Source organism: Paenibacillus sp. FSL E2-0190, from assembly GCF_037992965.1.
GTDB classification, from domain to species: domain Bacteria; phylum Bacillota; class Bacilli; order Paenibacillales; family Paenibacillaceae; genus Paenibacillus_AQ; species Paenibacillus_AQ odorifer.
Genome location: NZ_CP150306.1, coordinates 6452004 through 6468355, shown reverse-complemented (window position 1 = coordinate 6468355; position 16352 = coordinate 6452004). Strand labels below are relative to the sequence as shown.

General features: G+C 45.4%; 12 protein-coding genes, 1 pseudogene and 1 riboswitch. Of the genes and pseudogenes, 5 read left to right on the top strand and 8 right to left on the bottom strand.

What is annotated here, in order from left to right; translation table 11 throughout:
* Positions 1-18 precede the first annotated feature (18 nt).
* Genes NST25_RS28530 through NST25_RS28520 form a run of 3 tightly spaced genes read right to left on the bottom strand, consistent with a single transcriptional unit; the run spans position 19 to position 991 of the window.
* Positions 19-231: a hypothetical protein gene (locus NST25_RS28530; RefSeq protein WP_076123801.1), complete on the bottom strand. Its 213-nt coding sequence runs from the start codon at positions 229-231 to the stop codon at positions 19-21.
* A gap of 28 nt (positions 232-259) precedes the next feature.
* Entirely contained in the window at positions 260-481 is a 222-nt protein-coding gene (locus tag NST25_RS28525) for a hypothetical protein (protein WP_076123799.1), read from the bottom strand.
* Positions 482-520: 39 nt separating this feature from the next.
* On the bottom strand, positions 521-991 hold the full coding sequence (locus NST25_RS28520) for a hypothetical protein (protein ID WP_076123797.1): 471 nt from the start codon (positions 989-991) through the stop codon (positions 521-523).
* A gap of 275 nt (positions 992-1266) precedes the next feature.
* Here NST25_RS28520 and NST25_RS28515 point away from each other — a divergent pair, with 275 nt between their 5' ends.
* Positions 1267-2115 (top strand): helix-turn-helix transcriptional regulator, encoded by an 849-nt coding sequence (locus NST25_RS28515; RefSeq protein ID WP_076220106.1) that lies wholly within the window; start codon positions 1267-1269, stop codon positions 2113-2115.
* Between the two features lie 68 nt (positions 2116-2183).
* Positions 2184-3160, top strand: a pseudogene (locus NST25_RS28510) (reverse transcriptase domain-containing protein); the annotation flags it as partial.
* A 48-nt stretch (positions 3161-3208) separates the two neighbouring features.
* Here the strand turns inward: NST25_RS28510 and gcvPB are convergent.
* The 3 genes from gcvPB to gcvT all read right to left on the bottom strand — a co-directional run bounded on the left by gcvPB (position 3209) and on the right by gcvT (position 7237).
* Positions 3209-4669, bottom strand: a complete 1461-nt coding sequence (gene gcvPB, locus NST25_RS28505; RefSeq protein ID WP_340392964.1) for an aminomethyl-transferring glycine dehydrogenase subunit GcvPB — start codon at positions 4667-4669, stop codon at positions 3209-3211.
* The gene (gene gcvPA / locus NST25_RS28500) at positions 4666-6018 is read right to left on the bottom strand and encodes an aminomethyl-transferring glycine dehydrogenase subunit GcvPA (protein ID WP_340392963.1); all 1353 of its coding nucleotides are present in this window, start codon (positions 6016-6018) and stop codon (positions 4666-4668) included. Before gcvPA ends, gcvPB begins: the two co-directional genes overlap by 4 nt.
* A 106-nt stretch (positions 6019-6124) precedes the next feature.
* Positions 6125-7237 (bottom strand): glycine cleavage system aminomethyltransferase GcvT, encoded by a 1113-nt coding sequence (gcvT, locus tag NST25_RS28495; protein ID WP_340392962.1) that lies wholly within the window; start codon positions 7235-7237, stop codon positions 6125-6127.
* Positions 7238-7423: 186 nt separating this feature from the next.
* Positions 7424-7522, bottom strand: a riboswitch (glycine riboswitch).
* 226 nt (positions 7523-7748) lie between these two features.
* Here gcvT and gcvH point away from each other — a divergent pair.
* Positions 7749-8141 (top strand): glycine cleavage system protein GcvH, encoded by a 393-nt coding sequence (gene gcvH / locus NST25_RS28490; protein ID WP_036678614.1) that lies wholly within the window; start codon positions 7749-7751, stop codon positions 8139-8141.
* Positions 8142-8569: 428 nt separating this feature from the next.
* On the opposite strand, the gene NST25_RS28485 is transcribed toward gcvH, so the two are convergent.
* Entirely contained in the window at positions 8570-9400 is an 831-nt protein-coding gene (locus NST25_RS28485; protein ID WP_038573513.1) for a flagellar motor protein MotB, read from the bottom strand.
* Entirely contained in the window at positions 9397-10179 is a 783-nt protein-coding gene (locus NST25_RS28480; protein ID WP_339188666.1) for a flagellar motor protein, read from the bottom strand. Before NST25_RS28480 ends, NST25_RS28485 begins: the two co-directional genes overlap by 4 nt.
* A 179-nt stretch (positions 10180-10358) precedes the next feature.
* Between NST25_RS28480 and uvrB the strand changes: the two genes are divergently transcribed.
* Positions 10359-12350, top strand: coding sequence for an excinuclease ABC subunit UvrB (uvrB, locus tag NST25_RS28475; RefSeq protein WP_036678623.1), 1992 nt, complete (start codon positions 10359-10361; stop codon positions 12348-12350).
* Positions 12351-12943: 593 nt separating this feature from the next.
* Positions 12944-15817 (top strand): excinuclease ABC subunit UvrA, encoded by a 2874-nt coding sequence (gene uvrA / locus NST25_RS28470; protein ID WP_340392960.1) that lies wholly within the window; start codon positions 12944-12946, stop codon positions 15815-15817.
* Positions 15818-16352: the final 535 nt, after the last annotated feature.

Here is a 16352-nt window from a genome sequence, read left to right as displayed (position 1 = left end):
GAATGTCTCCATCAAAATTTAGAATGAAGTACCCACTAAATATCCGGCAGCCACTGTACCACTTATGTAGACAACTGCGGCTGTGGCTGTTACTGGTGCGGCAGCAACAGCAGACATGATTGTAACCATACCTAACACTCCTGCACCTACCTTGGCCCAATCAACGCCACCATCAATATTGATACTATCTTCAAGTGTAAGTTCTGAAAAACTAGGGGCATATGAAAGCATTTAATTCCTCACTCCTTATAACAGATATTTAATGTTTTAGTCCGCTACCAGTAAGATATCCAGATACTATTGATCCACCCACTGCCATAATCGCAGTAGGAATCGTTACTGGTGCTGTGGTAACAGCGGCTACCACGGTTACCATTCCCAAGACTCCATAAGCAACATTATCCCAATTTATACCTCCGGAAATCTCCATCGTTTCAATGTTGGACAATGTTGAAAATTGACTGTTAAGACTCAGTTCCATTCTATTCACCTCCTTTCGAGATAGACGAGTTTTGACTAGTTAAAGAAGACTAGGATTGATGCCAATACAAATATCTATTTTTATATTTTCACTAGTACCTTCAGATAAGTTTATATTATATGCGGATGTTATTTGATGTAGATTGTTTTGAGAGATATATTTGACTAAAAATTCATAAGCAGAATTGATGCCATTCATTTTACCTTCATACATCAAGCAAATTGCATTTATTAACTTGAATTCTTGCTTATATATAAAAGGGGGATTTTTTTTAATTTCTCCTTTTACTGGTACCATAATCTCAAAATCCACCATCTCTATGCCATTATTTCGGGATACAGAATGAGTAGAAGTGATTAAAGGACCATTCTTTTGGAGGTTATAGTTGTTTAGTGAAAGGATAAATTCGTTTAGTTTATGATGTAAACAACTGGAAGGAATAGTGTTGCGATATGAGACTAAATTAAAATACTGGAATGTTTGTTTTTCATTAATTTTATACAATTCCACTGTGTTATCTCCTTAGAGGTTTCTTTTTTCTATGACTTAAGGCACATTGAATAGAAGAGAGTGTAAGGATAATTATTAATAATAAATGGGGCATCTAGCGGTTATTTAAGTTCTACAAATGTAATTATGGTCTTTATAACAAAGTTTGAAAATATCCCCCATTGGATATTTACTAATATGAATAAATATGTTAATAGTTGGTTGAATCTTCAATATTTAAATATATAATGGTATCATTTTACATTATAAATGATGGAAATCAGGAGGAGTTGGAATTGACAGTAACATACGATCAGACAAAACTTTGGTGTTCAGCTGAAGATCTAAAAAAGGAACAAATGGATTCTATCTCTTCATTGGGTAAAGTCAAAAGTTCAAAGGCCCCACAAAGAACGAGTGCGCACTCTTTTGAGGAGATTGGCCAGGAATCTATTTATCACGAGGCAATGATTCTTTCCCTACATAACGAGATGATTAAAATTAGTAAGTATATATCGGTAGATTTTGCGGCTTTTCTAACAGATGATATGGGGGGAATTCTCGATCTGTATTTCTCTTCAGTACATATAAAAGAAGAATTTGATAAGGCAGGAATAAGAGTTGGGAAGAGTTTTGCCAAACAGGATTTCGGGCTAAATGGTGTTTCACTTTCTATGGAAATGAATTCTATTGGAGTAGTTAAAGGGAGCGAACATACGAATTCTATATTTTCTAATTGGAACTGTGTATGTTCTCCTCTCTACTCAGATGGTGTTATAAGAGGCTATGTAGATATTTCTTTCTACAAAGGACTGCAAATCGAATTTGCTATTCCATTTATGCAACAGATAGCTGAAAACGTTACCGAGAAATGGATGTGGAGTAACCCTGAGATGCAGTTACTTAGACTAGAGTTTAGTTTTGAACAATTCAACTTGACTGCCCGAGAAAAAGAGGTGGCTCAAATGTGGTTATGTGAAAAAAGTGCATTGCGTATTTCTAACGAGTTGGGAATTAGTGAAGGTACAGTTAGAAATGTAGTGAAGAGCATATATAACAAAATGAATGTAACTGACCGTTGGCAGTTCACTAAGAAACTTTCATTTAATCCCGTACATAATCCAGAACTTCTGTATGTAAAATAGCATTTTTTAATATGAGAAAAGGAGACCACGTGTTAAGTGGTCTCCTTTATTTAGTGCGCCCAGCCGATAGTTATGGATTTCGTCCGAAAAGACAAGGGCATGATGCGGTAAGGAAAGCCAGAGCATTCATGAAAGAGGGATATCGATTCGTAGTCGATCTAGACTTGGAGAAATTCTTTGATCGCGTCAACCATGACCGACTGATGATGAAGATTTCGGCTAAAGTGAAGGACAAGAAAGTTCTCCTGCTGATTCGTAAATATCCTCAGTCAGGTGTGATGGAGAACGGGCTAGTAAATACGACAACAGAAGGGACACCGCAAGGTGGTCCACTCAGTCCGTTGTTATCTAACATCGTTTTGGACGAGCTCGACAAGGAACTCGAGAAAAGTGGACACCGCTTCGTCCGTTATGCGGACGACTGTAACATCTATGTGAAAACACTAAGAGCAGGAGAGCGAGTGAAGGCATCCGTCACCAGATTCATTGAGACAAGACTAAAACTAAAGGTGAACCAAGCGAAGAGTGCGGTGGACCGCCCATGGAGACGGAAATTTCTTGGGTTTTGCTTTAGTAGCGATAAAGAGCCCAAGGTGAGGATAGCAAAACAGTCCTTGCAGAAAGCGAAGGCTCGAATTCGGGAGATAACGTCCCGGAAGAAAGCGATGCGAACGGAAGAGCGAATCCAGGAGCTCAATCGATACTTGATGGGATGGCACGGATATTTCTCGCTGGCGGATACGCCAAGTGCCTTTAAAGCGATGGATATGTGGATTCGAAGGAGATTGCGAATGTGTCTCTGGAAGCAATGGAAGAACCCGAGAACCAAAGTCAAAAGGCTTATATCCTTAGGCGTGCCTAAGGATATAAGCCTTTTGAGTGGGGAAATACTCGGAAAGGGTATTGGCGAATTGCAGGGAGTCCAATTCTGCAACGTGCTTTGAATAACCAATATTGGGAATCCAATGGATTAAAGAGTGTATTGGACAGATACAACTCCTTACGGAATACCGCCGTATACCGAACGGTACGTACGGTGGTGTGAGAGGCCGGGGGCTCGCCGCCCCCTCCTACTCGATTTATTATTGAAATATTAACCGCAAGAACAATTCAAAACCGGCTTACGCGCAGCCTGTGTCTCATCCAAACGGCTAATCTCTGTGGTATGCGGTGCGTTGATTACGATTTCCGGTGTCTCCTGCGCTTCTTTAACGATCTGAATCATCGTATCGATGAAGCCGTCTAGCGTTTCTTTACTTTCGGTTTCCGTCGGCTCGATCATCATGCATTCCTCAACGGTCAGAGGGAAGTACACGGTTGGCGGGTGGTAGCCGAAGTCGAGTAATCGTTTAGCAACGTCTAAGGTGCGCACACCATACTGCTTGAGGCTTTTGCCGGACATTACGAATTCATGTTTACATACGCCCGGATATGGGATTTCAAAATACGGCGCCAGACGGTGCATCATATAGTTCGCATTCAGCACAGCATTTTCGGATACCTCACGCAGTCCGTCTGGACCATAGGTGCGGATATAGGCATAGGCACGAACCAGAATACCAAAGTTTCCATAAAAAGCTTTCACGCGTCCAATAGATTCAGGACCACCGAAGTGAAGTGAGAAGCTGCTATCTTCACTCTTCACCACAGTAGGTTGTGGTAGGAATGGAATCAAGATGGATTTTACGCCGACTGGTCCGGCTCCAGGGCCGCCACCGCCATGTGGGGTGCTCATTGTCTTATGCAAGTTCAGATGCACAACGTCAAAGCCCATGTCGCCAGGTCGGGTAATGCCCATAATGGCATTGGAGTTGGCTCCATCGTAATAGAGTAGGCCGCCTGCTTCATGCACGATCTCAGCAATCTCGACGATTTGGGTCTCGAACAAGCCGAGTGTGCTTGGGTTAGTCAGCATCAGTGCGGCTGTGTCGCTACCGACGGCTGCCTTCAGTGCTTCAAGATCGACCATTCCTTTATCTGTGGAAGCGATCGTGATCGTTTCAAGTCCTGCTGCTGAGGCACTAGCAGGATTGGTTCCGTGCGAGGAATCCGGCACGATAACCTTAGTACGCGTCTCGCCGCGACTTTCATGGTAGGCGCGGATCATCATGAGGCCGGTCCATTCACCATGCGCACCTGCGGCAGGCTGTAAGGATACTGCATCCATGCCCGTCAGCGCGGACAGATCATTTTGCAGGGTATACATTAATTCCAGTGCGCCTTGAATACTTTCTTCCGGTTGGTAGGGATGAATTTTGGCGAAGCCGGAGAAGCGGGCAACATCTTCGTTAATCTTCGGATTGTATTTCATCGTGCATGAACCGAGTGGATAGAAGCCATTGTCTACACCAAAGTTACGACGTGAAAGAGAAGTGTAGTGGCGAATGACATCCACTTCCGATACTTCTGGAAGTACGACGGGTTCGCTACGGAGTAAACCTGATGGAATCAGGGACTCCAAGGTTTCTTCCTGTGGTACATCGCATAGTGGCAAGGAGTAGGCCGAGCGGCCCGGACGGCTTAATTCAAAAATTAGACTTTGCTCCGGTTTCATAAACAGCCCTCCAGTGCGCTAGCGAATTGGTCGATTTCGGTTTTGCTTCTTTTTTCCGTTACGGCAACCAGCATATGTCCAGCAAGTTCAGGATAATCACGACCCAGATCATAACCGCCGAGATAACCGTCCTTCAGCAGCTTAGAATTAATAGCGGTCACGCTGCTGCCTTCAGGAAGCTTCACAACAAATTCGTTAAAGAATGGGGAGGAGAAGGCAAGTTCAGCACCTGTTAGTCCGCTAAGTTTATTAGCAGCGTAATGGCTTTTGCGAATATTTAGTTCGCCTACTTCACGCATGCCTTCTTTGCCCATAACGGACAAGTAGACGGATGCGCAGAGAGCCAGCAGTGCCTGATTGGAGCAGATATTCGATGTCGCTTTTTCACGACGAATATGCTGTTCACGCGCTTGAAGTGTAAGAACGAAGCCACGTTTACCGTTACGGTCTACCGTTTGGCCAACGATCCGGCCTGGCATGCGGCGCATCAGGTGATCAGCTACGGCAAAGAATCCGCAAGTTGGACCCCCGAGAGAAGCTGGAATACCGAGTGGCTGAGCATCACCGACTACGATGTCGGCTCCAAGTTTGCCCGGAGTTTCAAGTACACCAAGAGCTATTGGGTTGGCGCTGACTACAAGAAGACCTTTAACCGCGTGAATCAGCGGCTCAACCGAGCGAAGATCCTCAATGCTACCGAAGAAGTTAGGCGATTGCATCAGTACTGCGGCAGTATCACCATCGATAGCTTCAGTAAGCTTAGCTTGATCGGTAACACCGTCTTTATAGTCAATCTCCACCACCTCCAGACCCCAAGCATTAGCCGAAGTACGTAGCACTTGGCGAGCCTCAGGATGAACGGTACGGGAGACGATTAATTTTTTGCGTTTGGTAGCACCAGCCGCGAGAACCGCTGCTTCGGATAAAGCTGTAGCGCCATCATACATACTGGCATTGGCAACTTTCATACCGGTTAGTTCGCAAATGTAGGATTGGAATTCGAAGATCGCTTGCAGCTCACCTTGGCTGATCTCCGGTTGGTAAGGAGTGTAGGCAGTGTAGAATTCAGAACGGGAAATGACATGGTTGATGACCACAGGGATGTGGTGATCGTATAATCCGGCGCCGAGGAAGCTGGCGTGAGAATCAAAGTCGGCATTTTGGTCAGCCAAACCTTTCATGTGGCGCAGCAGGGCGTATTCATCGAGTGGTTCAGACATCGGCATAGTGCCTTGGTAACGTACCGCTTCAGGAATATCGGAGAACAGCTCATCTATAGACTGAATCCCGACGGCCTCCATCATCTCTACGCGGTCCAGTTCTGTCATGGGCAGATAACGGTGCTTCATTAAGGTTTCACTCCTTGGCTTTTTTAGAATATAAGAAAGTACAATTTTCACGCTATACTTTATCCTTCTATTTCTCGCTTAAAAGCTCACCATCCTTATATGGACGCTAAAGGCGTTTATACTTGTAAAAAGGGGCCTTAATCACTACAGCCTTAAGCTGCTTACCGCGTATCTCCACGTAAACCTCTGTGCCTATTTCACTGTAAGCAGCATCAAGCAATGCCAACCCCAGGTTACGTTTCAGCGTAGGAGACTGTGTTCCGGTTGTGACCTCACCAATCTTAACGCCATCTGCCCAGACAGGATAATGGGAGCGTGGAATGCCTCGATCAATCATTTCTAAGCCGACAAGGCGACGGGGAATGCCAGCTTCTTTTTGCTGTATTAGTGCATCGCGTCCGATAAAGTCTATTTTGTCCAGCTTCACGAAGAACTGTACTCCTGCTTCCAGCGGGGTGATGTCAGCAGATAGCTCCTGACCGTACAGTGGTAATTTCGCCTCAAAACGCAGGGTATCCCGTGCACCCAGTCCAGCAGGTGTTAATCCGTGGGGCGCGCCTGCTGCAAGCAGTCCGTTCCATAACGTTTCTGCACCTTCCAGCGGAGCGTAAATCTCGAAGCCATCTTCACCGGTATAACCCGTACGGGAGATAAGTACCTCTACACCGCAAACGGTGGCGCGTTCGATGAAATGGAAAGGCTTGAGTGCTGAAATAGGAGCATCAGTAACTTCCGCGAGAATGGTCTCTGCCAGAGGACCCTGCAAGGCGAGCAAAAGCGTCTCGTCAGAGACATTAGTGAGCGTGACTTCGCCGAATTCAGAGGTCAAATGCTCTTGCAGCCACTGGAAGTCTTTGTCGATGTTGGAGGCATTAACGACGAGCATATAACGCCCTTCGCTTAGGCGATACACGAGTAGGTCGTCGACAACTCCGCCATTTGGATAACAGAGCAGCGTATATTGCGCCGCACCATCTGTAAGGCGGCTGACATCATTGGTTGTCATTTTTTGCAAAAAGTCTTCTGCACCGCTCCCAATCACCATGAATTCACCCATATGCGAGACATCGAACAGCCCAGCCTGCTGGCGAACGGCTTCGTGCTCTTTCACGATACCTGTAAACTGTACTGGCAGCTCCCAGCCACCGAAGTCAATGCACCTGGACTCCGCAAAAGCGGAATAGAGATCATAAAAAGGTGTTCTTCTCAAAGCATCCATGTAGTCACTCCCCTTGATCTGATTACAAACGAAAAAAGGACAGGCAGAAGCAATCATGCATAAATGCACAAATCGCTTTCTGCTCTGTCCTTTGTACCTGAGAGTTACCCTGCCGTAACTAGCTTGCAGGTTTCCCCGTTGGTGATCTGACGCATCTAGCCTTGCGTCTGATGCTCTCCAGAGATACGTCCGACAAAGGTCCTTTTGCCTGAGAGATTCACCCCTGTTAGGGCTTACTCCTTCGGCGCCGTCTTCAAGTGAGACAGTCTCTCCCTATGCCATCATCCGCAATTATATTTCTTCGAGAAACGGTTATTGTCTATAAAAAGACGACAACGTCATTTCTTCTTGTATGTCTCCATTAAACGGGTATAGTCGGGCGCTGTCAACAAGAAAACGTCGAAAAAATGACAAATTTAAATTTCCTGTTAGTAATATTGACATTGTGAGCCGGGATAACTTAGGCTATAACTAAATTTAGAACTCCAAATTGGAAATGAGGCGGCTTGAAATGAGTGAAGTATTAGACAACCTTCTTTACAGCGAAGAGCATGAATGGGCACAGCAAGTAGAAGGGCGAGTAGTACGTGTTGGGATTACGGACCATGCTCAGCATTTATTAGGCGACATCGTATTTGTTGAGTTTCCTGAGGTAGGATCGACCATTTCGGCCGGTGACAGCGTAGGCAGTATCGAATCCGTTAAGACGGTATCGGAGTTGTATTCGCCCGTCTCTGGGACGGTTACCAAGGTGAATGATGGATTAGAAGCTAGTCCGGAGCTTATCAATGATCAGCCGTATGGCGGGGGTTGGATTTTTGAGATTGAAGTTGATGGAGAGTATGCTGATGCTGTAAAAGGTCTGTTAGATGCAGCTGGTTATAGCGCGTTAGTTGCTGAATAATTGGAAATCGGGGACGGAAAATAGTCTGATCAAGTGTGATATTTTTAGCAGCAAGTTTCTGTGATTCGGGGACTTTCTGTTTGTGTTTCTTATGTGGATTGTGCGAGTATTCGTAAACCCAATCGAGTGGTTTGAGGGTCTAGTGGAGTATGGAATTAGGGAAAACCTCCCTCATTTTAGACGATTATAGCGTGAGAGTTAGGGTTTTAGGAAATTCCTCCCTAATCATCTCGGTAAAACCACTATTTCAGACTAAAAAGAGTAATAATCAGGGGGAAATTCCCTCATTCCGCGATTGGATACGATAATAGGTGAATAATCAGGGAGGTTTTCCCTAATTAAATTGGATGAAGCCCCTTGTAAGCTCAATGTGGTAATTGCAAAGGCCCCTGCCGCCGAACTTAGCTCTGAGCGCAAGCAACTATATTTTATTCCACCTCTTGAAGCTGTCGAAGTACAATGATCTCTACGCGTCGATTTTTCTGTTTGCCTGCTACCGTAGTATTATCTGCTGTTGGTCGGGTATCGGCATAACCTGCATATTGAAAAGTGTCCGGGTTCAGTCCTTCATTATCTAAGAAAAAGCGCAGCACAGAAAGCGCACGAGCACCCGATAGCTCCCAATTGTCGTTATAACGTGAAGCTGATGACACTGGTGTATTATCCGTATGTCCTTCAATGCTGATCGTTGCTCCGATATCTTTGAATAAGCCAGACAACTGCTGAAGAGCAGGAAGGGCTGGTGACTTCACATCTGCTTTACCCACATCAAAAAGAAAACGGTCGCTGAGCGTGATTTCTATGCCCTGCGGTTTGTCGGCTACAAATATTTGTTCACCGAGATTATTCTCCTCCACATAGTGGGTGATCACACCCATTAACTCAGCAAGCTTCGCCTCTTGTTCTCGAAAAGCCAACTCCCGTGCTGAAGGTGTTTCATTCTCCGTTTGTTCATCAGAACCGTCATTTGGTTTTGCAGTTGCGTTCGCATTCCCATCTGTACTCTCTGGTTTGTTGTCAGGGGTCTTTCCAGCATCTAAAATACCATCCCCGCCTTCAAGAACAGTGCTGCTCGACTTGAAAGTCTGGGATAAAGAGCCGGTAACGATATTATATTTGTCAGTGTCCAGGCTGCTCATCGCATACAATATAACGAAAAATATAAGTAAAAGTGTAATTAGATCAGCGTAAGTAATCATCCAACGATCACGGCTTTCTCGATTCTCTACCCGCCGTTTGCGCCGGTCTCTTTGTCTCATATAAAACCTCTTGCTTCTGCACGGTCATCTGTGGTGGTGTCTGAAATGAAGGAGTTCAGTTTTTTACGCACCAGCAGCGGATGATCCCCGTTCTGTAGAGAAAGAATGCCTACTAGCAGCATCTCCATGCTATGCAGCTCACTTTGGCTGCGGGATTTGATTTTGGAAGCAATGGGTAAAAATATTAGATTAGCGATGGCTACTCCGTACAGTGTTGCAGTGAACGCTACTGCGATAGAGGTACCTAGATTTGATGGGTCCGTAAGGTTGCCCAGTACCCTAATAAGTCCCATAACTGTACCGATGATCCCCATCGTTGGAGCATATCCGCCAGCGGCTTCAAAAATCTTGGCGTAGCTTTCATACTTCAATTCTTTCGCATCCATTTCCAATTCCAAAATCTGTCTTACCTGCTCAGGGTCAGTGCCATCGACGATAAGCAACAGTCCTTCGCGTGTAAAAGGATCAGGATGCAGTTCCGCTTGTTTTTCGAGCATTAAAACGCCGCCGCGGCGGGCCACTGTGGCCATTGCGATAAGCTCTTCTGCTTTCTCTTCATCACGTTCAGGATTGCGGCCAAAAGCCATGCGCAGAGCGGCGGGAATGGAGCGTAGCTTAGCTGCCGGGAAGCTGATCATTACGGCAGCAATCGTACCTCCAAATACAATCAAAGCTGCATTAAGCTGCAGCAGTCCGGAAAGGCTTCCGCCTTCCCAGAGGTAGCCGCCGATTAGCGCAGCCAGTCCGGCCACTAGGCCGATTATTGCGGTAATATCCATGCTTCAAGCTCCTAACATTTCTGTGTATTATGGTTTGCATCGATCTAAGCAACACTGTATAATGAACGGGAACACATATTCTTATCTTCCATATTTTTTACTATCGTATGGAGAGAGAAGATTCAGACAACAATTATAATATATTAATCTAGTTTAGACGATAGAGGGGAGACGGGCAAATGAGTGATATTGTCGTCAGTACGAAGACTTTTGAATTGGAGTCCGAGTATACACCCCAGGGCGATCAGCCTCATGCCATAGATGAATTACTACAAGGCATCCGGCAGGGTAAGAAGCACCAGACGCTGCTGGGAGCGACAGGTACAGGGAAGACCTTTACTGTCGCGCAAGTTATTTCCAAATTAAATCGCCCCACGCTGGTTATTGCGCATAACAAGACACTCGCTGCCCAGCTGGCAAGTGAGTTTAAGGAGTTTTTCCCGAATAATTCGGTAGACTATTTCGTCAGCTACTACGACTATTACCAACCAGAGGCGTATATTCCCTCCTCCGATACTTATATTGAGAAAGATTCCAGTATTAACGAAGAGATTGATAAACTTCGCCACTCCGCGACAAGCTCCTTGTTCGAACGGCGTGACGTTATTATTGTAGCGAGTGTGTCTTGTATTTACGGTCTCGGTTCACCAATGGAATACGGAAGCTTGCTGTTGTCCTTGCGGGTTGGGATGGAGAAACCGCGCAATGAGATTCTGAGCAGACTGGTGGATATTCAATACCAGCGCAATGATATCAATTTTGTACGCGGAACATTCCGTGTACGTGGTGATGTGGTTGAGATCTTCCCGGCCTCTCAGGGTGAACATGCGATTCGTGTTGAATTGTTTGGGGATGAGATTGAGCGGATCACTGAAATAGATGTTTTAACGGGCGAATTGATCGGTGAACGCGATCATGTCGCCATTTTTCCGGCTTCTCACTTTGTTACCAAGGAAGAAACGATGCGTGTAGCAATAGTCAATATTGAACGGGAGCTGGAAGAGCGGCTGACCGTGCTTCGTGACGCAGGCAAGCTTCTGGAAGCGCAACGTTTGGAACAACGGACACGTTACGACATTGAAATGATGAAGGAAGTGGGTTTCTGTTCGGGGATCGAGAACTATTCCGGGCCGCTAACCTTCAGGGAACCGGGAGCAACTCCATATACGTTAATGGATTATTTTCCTGATGATATGTTAATCGTCGTAGATGAATCCCATGTTACCCTTCCGCAAATTCGGGCGATGTATAACGGTGACCGGGCGCGTAAAACAGTGTTGGTAGAGCATGGTTTCCGTCTGCCTTCTGCACTGGATAACCGTCCGCTTCAGTTCGAAGAGTTCGAAGATAAAGTAAACCAGATCATTTACGTTTCCGCGACACCTGGACCTTATGAAATGGAACACTGCGAAACTATGGTGCAGCAGATTATCCGTCCGACTGGTCTATTGGATCCAATCATCGAGGTCCGTCCTACAGAAGGTCAGATTGATGATCTGATTAGCGAAATCCGTGACCGGGTTGAACGCGATGAACGTGTACTCGTTACCACTTTGACGAAGAAGATGTCGGAGGATCTGACAGACTACTTTAAGGAAATCGGGATTAAGGTTCGTTATATGCACTCTGACATCAAGACGCTGGAACGGATGGCGATCTTGCGGGATCTTCGTCTCGGTACGTTCCATGTGCTGGTAGGGATTAACCTCCTGAGAGAGGGTCTCGACTTACCGGAGGTATCTTTAGTTGCAATTCTCGATGCCGACAAAGAAGGGTTCCTTCGTTCCGAACGTTCACTAATTCAGACGATTGGCCGTGCGGCTCGTAACTCTGAGGGTCGTGTAATCATGTATGGTGATCGGATCACTGATTCGATGGAGAAGGCGATGAGCGAAACATCGCGCCGTCGCGCCATTCAGATTGCCCATAATGAGAAACATGGCATCACCCCAACCACTATTAATAAAAAAGTGCGTGACATCATCGAGGCAACGAAGGTTGCTGAGTCTAAAGCTGATTATCTCACAGGTGTTGGTGGCAAGATGAATAAGAAAGAAAAACAAAGTCTGATCCAGCGTCTGGAAGCTGAAATGAAGGACGCTGCCAAGAACCTGCAATTCGAACGCGCGGCAGAACTACGCGACGCATTGCTGGAGCTTCGGGCTGAGTAACAAACCATTAATGCATCACCGATATTTAAAATAGGTATTGAACGGTGCTGTCCTAGACCGTTCTTTTTGAATCAATAGAGGGTCGCGTATCCCGCGATGTTTATCGCACTTATGCGTATCCGCAGGGACAGTGCCCGAAATGAACTTGGCACTTATGCGTATCCCACAGGGACAGCACCATGCAATGAACTTGGCACTTATGCGTATCCCACAGGGACAGCACCATGCAATGAACTTGGACTTATGCGTATCCCGCAGGGACAGCACCATGCAATGAACTTGGCACTTATGCGTATCCCGCAGGGACAGCACCATGCAACGTCTATGACAGTTGCTTGTACCTGCTTTTAGGTAGTGCGAGAATGTCCAAGCGGTCCCGCAGGGATAAGCGCTCCGAGCGTCGTAGTCACTAAGTTACCTCCCACCATACTCCTTCTCCAGAAAATGCGGGTGTCCAGAGGGTGCAACCCTTGGGGCCCTCCCTTGGAAGGGAGGGTTTGGGAGGGATCGAAAGGCTTTGAAAGGGCTTTGAAGAGGCTTTGAGAATATTTTGAAATAAAGTTGAAATATTTTTTTTTAAAGGAGAGGTTCCGTTGGCGAACGAAAATATTGTAATTAAAGGCGCGAGGGCGCACAATCTCAAAAACATCGATGTGACGATTCCACGTGACCGTTTCGTCGTGCTGACGGGACTTAGCGGCTCAGGTAAATCATCGCTTGCATTTGATACGATTTATGCTGAAGGACAACGGCGTTATGTTGAATCTTTGTCGGCTTATGCACGTCAGTTTTTGGGACAAATGGAGAAACCAGATGTGGATTCGATTGATGGTTTGTCCCCGGCGATATCTATAGATCAGAAGACAACAAGCCGGAACCCACGCTCCACGGTAGGTACAGTTACGGAGATTTATGACTATTTGCGGCTGCTCTTTGCACGTATTGGTCATCCCCATTGCCCAGAGCATGGCATTGAGATTACCTCCCAGACCGTTGAACAGATGGTAGACCGGATTATGCAGTATCCAGAGAAAACTCGGTTACAGATCCTGGCGCCAATCATTTCAGGACGTAAAGGTGAGCATAAAGGACTTTTCACAGATATCTCTAAGCAAGGCTTCGTACGTGTGCGTGTGGACGGGGAGCTAAGAGATCTGTCAGAGGATATTGAACTAGAAAAGAATAAAAAACATACAATAGAAGTTGTGGTAGACCGGATCGTTGTTAAAGACGATGTGGAGACCCGGCTGACGGATTCACTGGAGACGGCGCTTAAGCTTTCGGGCGGTAAAATCCTTGTTGATATCATCGGCCAGGAAGAGCTGCTTTTCAGCTCTAACTTTGCTTGTCCAATTTGTGGTTTTAGTATTGAAGAGTTGGCACCACGGATGTTCTCTTTCAACAGTCCGTTTGGAGCTTGTACAGAGTGCGATGGACTTGGCATGAAGATGGTGGTCGATCCAGACCTGCTTATTCCTGATGCTGAGAAATCCATTGAAGAAGGTGCTTTTTTAGCTTGGACTGGAAGTACTTCTAATTACTATCCGCAATTTCTGAAGTCGGTTTGTGAACACTTTAAAATTCCTCAGAACGTTCCGGTAAGCAGTCTGACACCTGATCATATGAATAAATTACTGAATGGTACAGGCAGTGAGAAGGTTCGCTTCCGTTATGAAAATGATTTCGGTCAAAAGAAAGATGCGATGGTTGCTTTTGAAGGGATTATACCTAACCTCGAGCGGCGTTACCGTGAAACTGCTTCGGATGGTATTCGTGAATTTATCGAAGGATTTATGAGTGCTAAGCCATGTCATGTATGTAAAGGTAAACGTCTGAAAAAAGAAATATTAGCTGTGACTATCAATGATCATAATATTTCTGATGTTACGGACCTTTCAATAGGAGACTGTCAGCATTGGTTTGAAGAGATAAAATTGAGCGAAAAAGAAACAGCCATCGCCAATCTCATTTTAAAAGAGATCTGCAATCGGCTTGGATTCCTTGTGAATGTAGGCTTGGATTATTTGACGCTTAGCCGTGCAGCGGGTTCGCTTTCCGGTGGTGAGGCGCAGCGTATTCGGTTGGCTACTCAGATCGGTTCAAGTCTCATGGGTGTATTGTACATTCTGGATGAGCCAAGTATTGGTTTGCATCAACGAGATAATGATCGCCTGATCTCTACGCTTGCGCATATGCGTGATTTAGGCAATACGCTGATTGTTGTAGAGCATGACGAAGACACGATGATGGCAGCGGATTACATTATTGATATTGGTCCGGGCGCAGGTATTCATGGTGGACAAGTTATGGCTCAAGGGACGCCAGAAGAGATTATGAAAGATCCGAATTCATTAACGGGTGAATATTTAAGCGGACGTAAATTTATTCCGGTTACTGCTAAACGCCGTCCTACCGATGATCGCTGGGTAGAAATACGTGGTGCTAAAGAGAATAACTTGAAAAATGTGAATGTGAAGATTCCATTAGGTGTATTTACAGCGGTGACAGGTGTATCGGGTTCCGGTAAATCCTCGCTTATCAACGAGATTCTTTACAAGAGTTTGGCACGGCAGTTGAATAAGGCTGTGAAGGTGCGTCCTGGTCAGCATAAAGAAATTCGTGGACTAGAAAATCTCGATAAGGTTATTGAAATCGATCAGTCGCCAATCGGGCGGACACCGCGTTCCAACCCAGCAACCTATACAGGTGTATTTGATGACATCCGTGACCTGTTCTCCAAGACAAATGAGGCTAAGGTACGTGGTTTCCAAAAGGGACGCTTCAGCTTTAACGTAAAAGGCGGACGTTGTGAAGCTTGCCGTGGAGACGGGATCATTAAGATTGAGATGCACTTCTTGCCGGATGTGTATGTCCCTTGCGAAGTATGTAAGGGCAAACGGTATAACCGGGAAACACTAGAAGTGAAATATAAAGGCAAAAACATTTCAGATGTGTTAGAGATGACGGTAGAGGACGCAACAGAGTTTTTTGTGAATATCCCGCGTATCCTTCGTAAAATGCAAACATTGATGGATGTAGGACTTGGGTATATTAAGATTGGTCAACCGGGAACCACTTTATCCGGTGGTGAAGCACAGCGGGTAAAATTGGCTTCTGAGCTCTACCGTCGCAGCACGGGTAAAACACTTTATATTTTGGATGAGCCTACAACAGGCCTGCATGTAGATGACATTGGTCGTCTGCTTGAGGTATTGCATCGTTTGGTGGATTCCGGAGAATCGGTTCTTGTTATTGAACATAATCTGGATGTAATCAAGACAGCGGATTATATCATCGATATGGGACCGGAAGGTGGTAGCGGCGGTGGTACCGTCCTGGCAACAGGGACACCGGAGAAGATCATTACAGTCACAGAGTCTTACACAGGTAAGTATCTGAAGCCGGTTCTGATTCGTGATACAGAGCGGACCGAAGCGCTTATGCTTGAGACGGCGGAAACCCTCTAAATAAACAGTAAGTAATATAACCTATGTATATAAGGCCTCGGTATCTTGCCGGGGCTTTTGTTGTAGGATTATCCGGTAATTATACGAAAGATGGCTCATAGATATATGATGTGATTTTTCTAGCAAAAGTTATACGAATTCTATAGAAAAAATGGATTTAATAATAGGCAAGGTAGGCATATGTAGGACATGTTCGTAGTAAGATTCAATGAGGAGTATTCTGTTGATAGGGTTAACGGGTAATTGACTACGTTAGGGTCAAAAGTTCCTTGAAAACCGAATAATTAATCATTCATATCACTCTATCAAATAACTGTTTATTAGATTAGGGAAAACCTCCCTGATAATCACAAAATGAGCTGATAATCGGTCAATTTTAGGGAAATTTTCCCTAATTCATTAAAACCCTAAATTTCGAGCCCAGAGTTCTAAGTTCTAAGTTCTGAATTCCAATTCCAATTCACTGCTCAATTTATCTCATCTCTAAAGCAGTTAACGGACTTTCTATTGTAACCTTCACGACGAAAGAGTTGAT

Excerpts from the sequence above, each read along its gene's own strand:
- NST25_RS28530 (WP_076123801.1), bottom strand. The coding sequence starts at position 231 with ATGCTTTCATATGCCCCTAGTTTTTCAGAACTTACACTTGAAGATAGT.
- NST25_RS28525 (WP_076123799.1), bottom strand. The coding sequence starts at position 481 with ATGGAACTGAGTCTTAACAGTCAATTTTCAACATTGTCCAACATTGAA.
- gcvPB (WP_340392964.1), bottom strand. The coding sequence starts at position 4,669 with ATGAAACCGGAGCAAAGTCTAATTTTTGAATTAAGCCGTCCGGGCCGC.
- gcvPA (WP_340392963.1), bottom strand. The coding sequence starts at position 6,018 with ATGAAGCACCGTTATCTGCCCATGACAGAACTGGACCGCGTAGAGATG.
- gcvT (WP_340392962.1), bottom strand. The coding sequence starts at position 7,237 with ATGGATGCTTTGAGAAGAACACCTTTTTATGATCTCTATTCCGCTTTT.
- gcvH (WP_036678614.1), top strand. The coding sequence starts at position 7,749 with ATGAGTGAAGTATTAGACAACCTTCTTTACAGCGAAGAGCATGAATGG.
- NST25_RS28485 (WP_038573513.1), bottom strand. The coding sequence starts at position 9,400 with ATGAGACAAAGAGACCGGCGCAAACGGCGGGTAGAGAATCGAGAAAGC.
- NST25_RS28480 (WP_339188666.1), bottom strand. The coding sequence starts at position 10,179 with ATGGATATTACCGCAATAATCGGCCTAGTGGCCGGACTGGCTGCGCTA.
- uvrB (WP_036678623.1), top strand. The coding sequence starts at position 10,359 with ATGAGTGATATTGTCGTCAGTACGAAGACTTTTGAATTGGAGTCCGAG.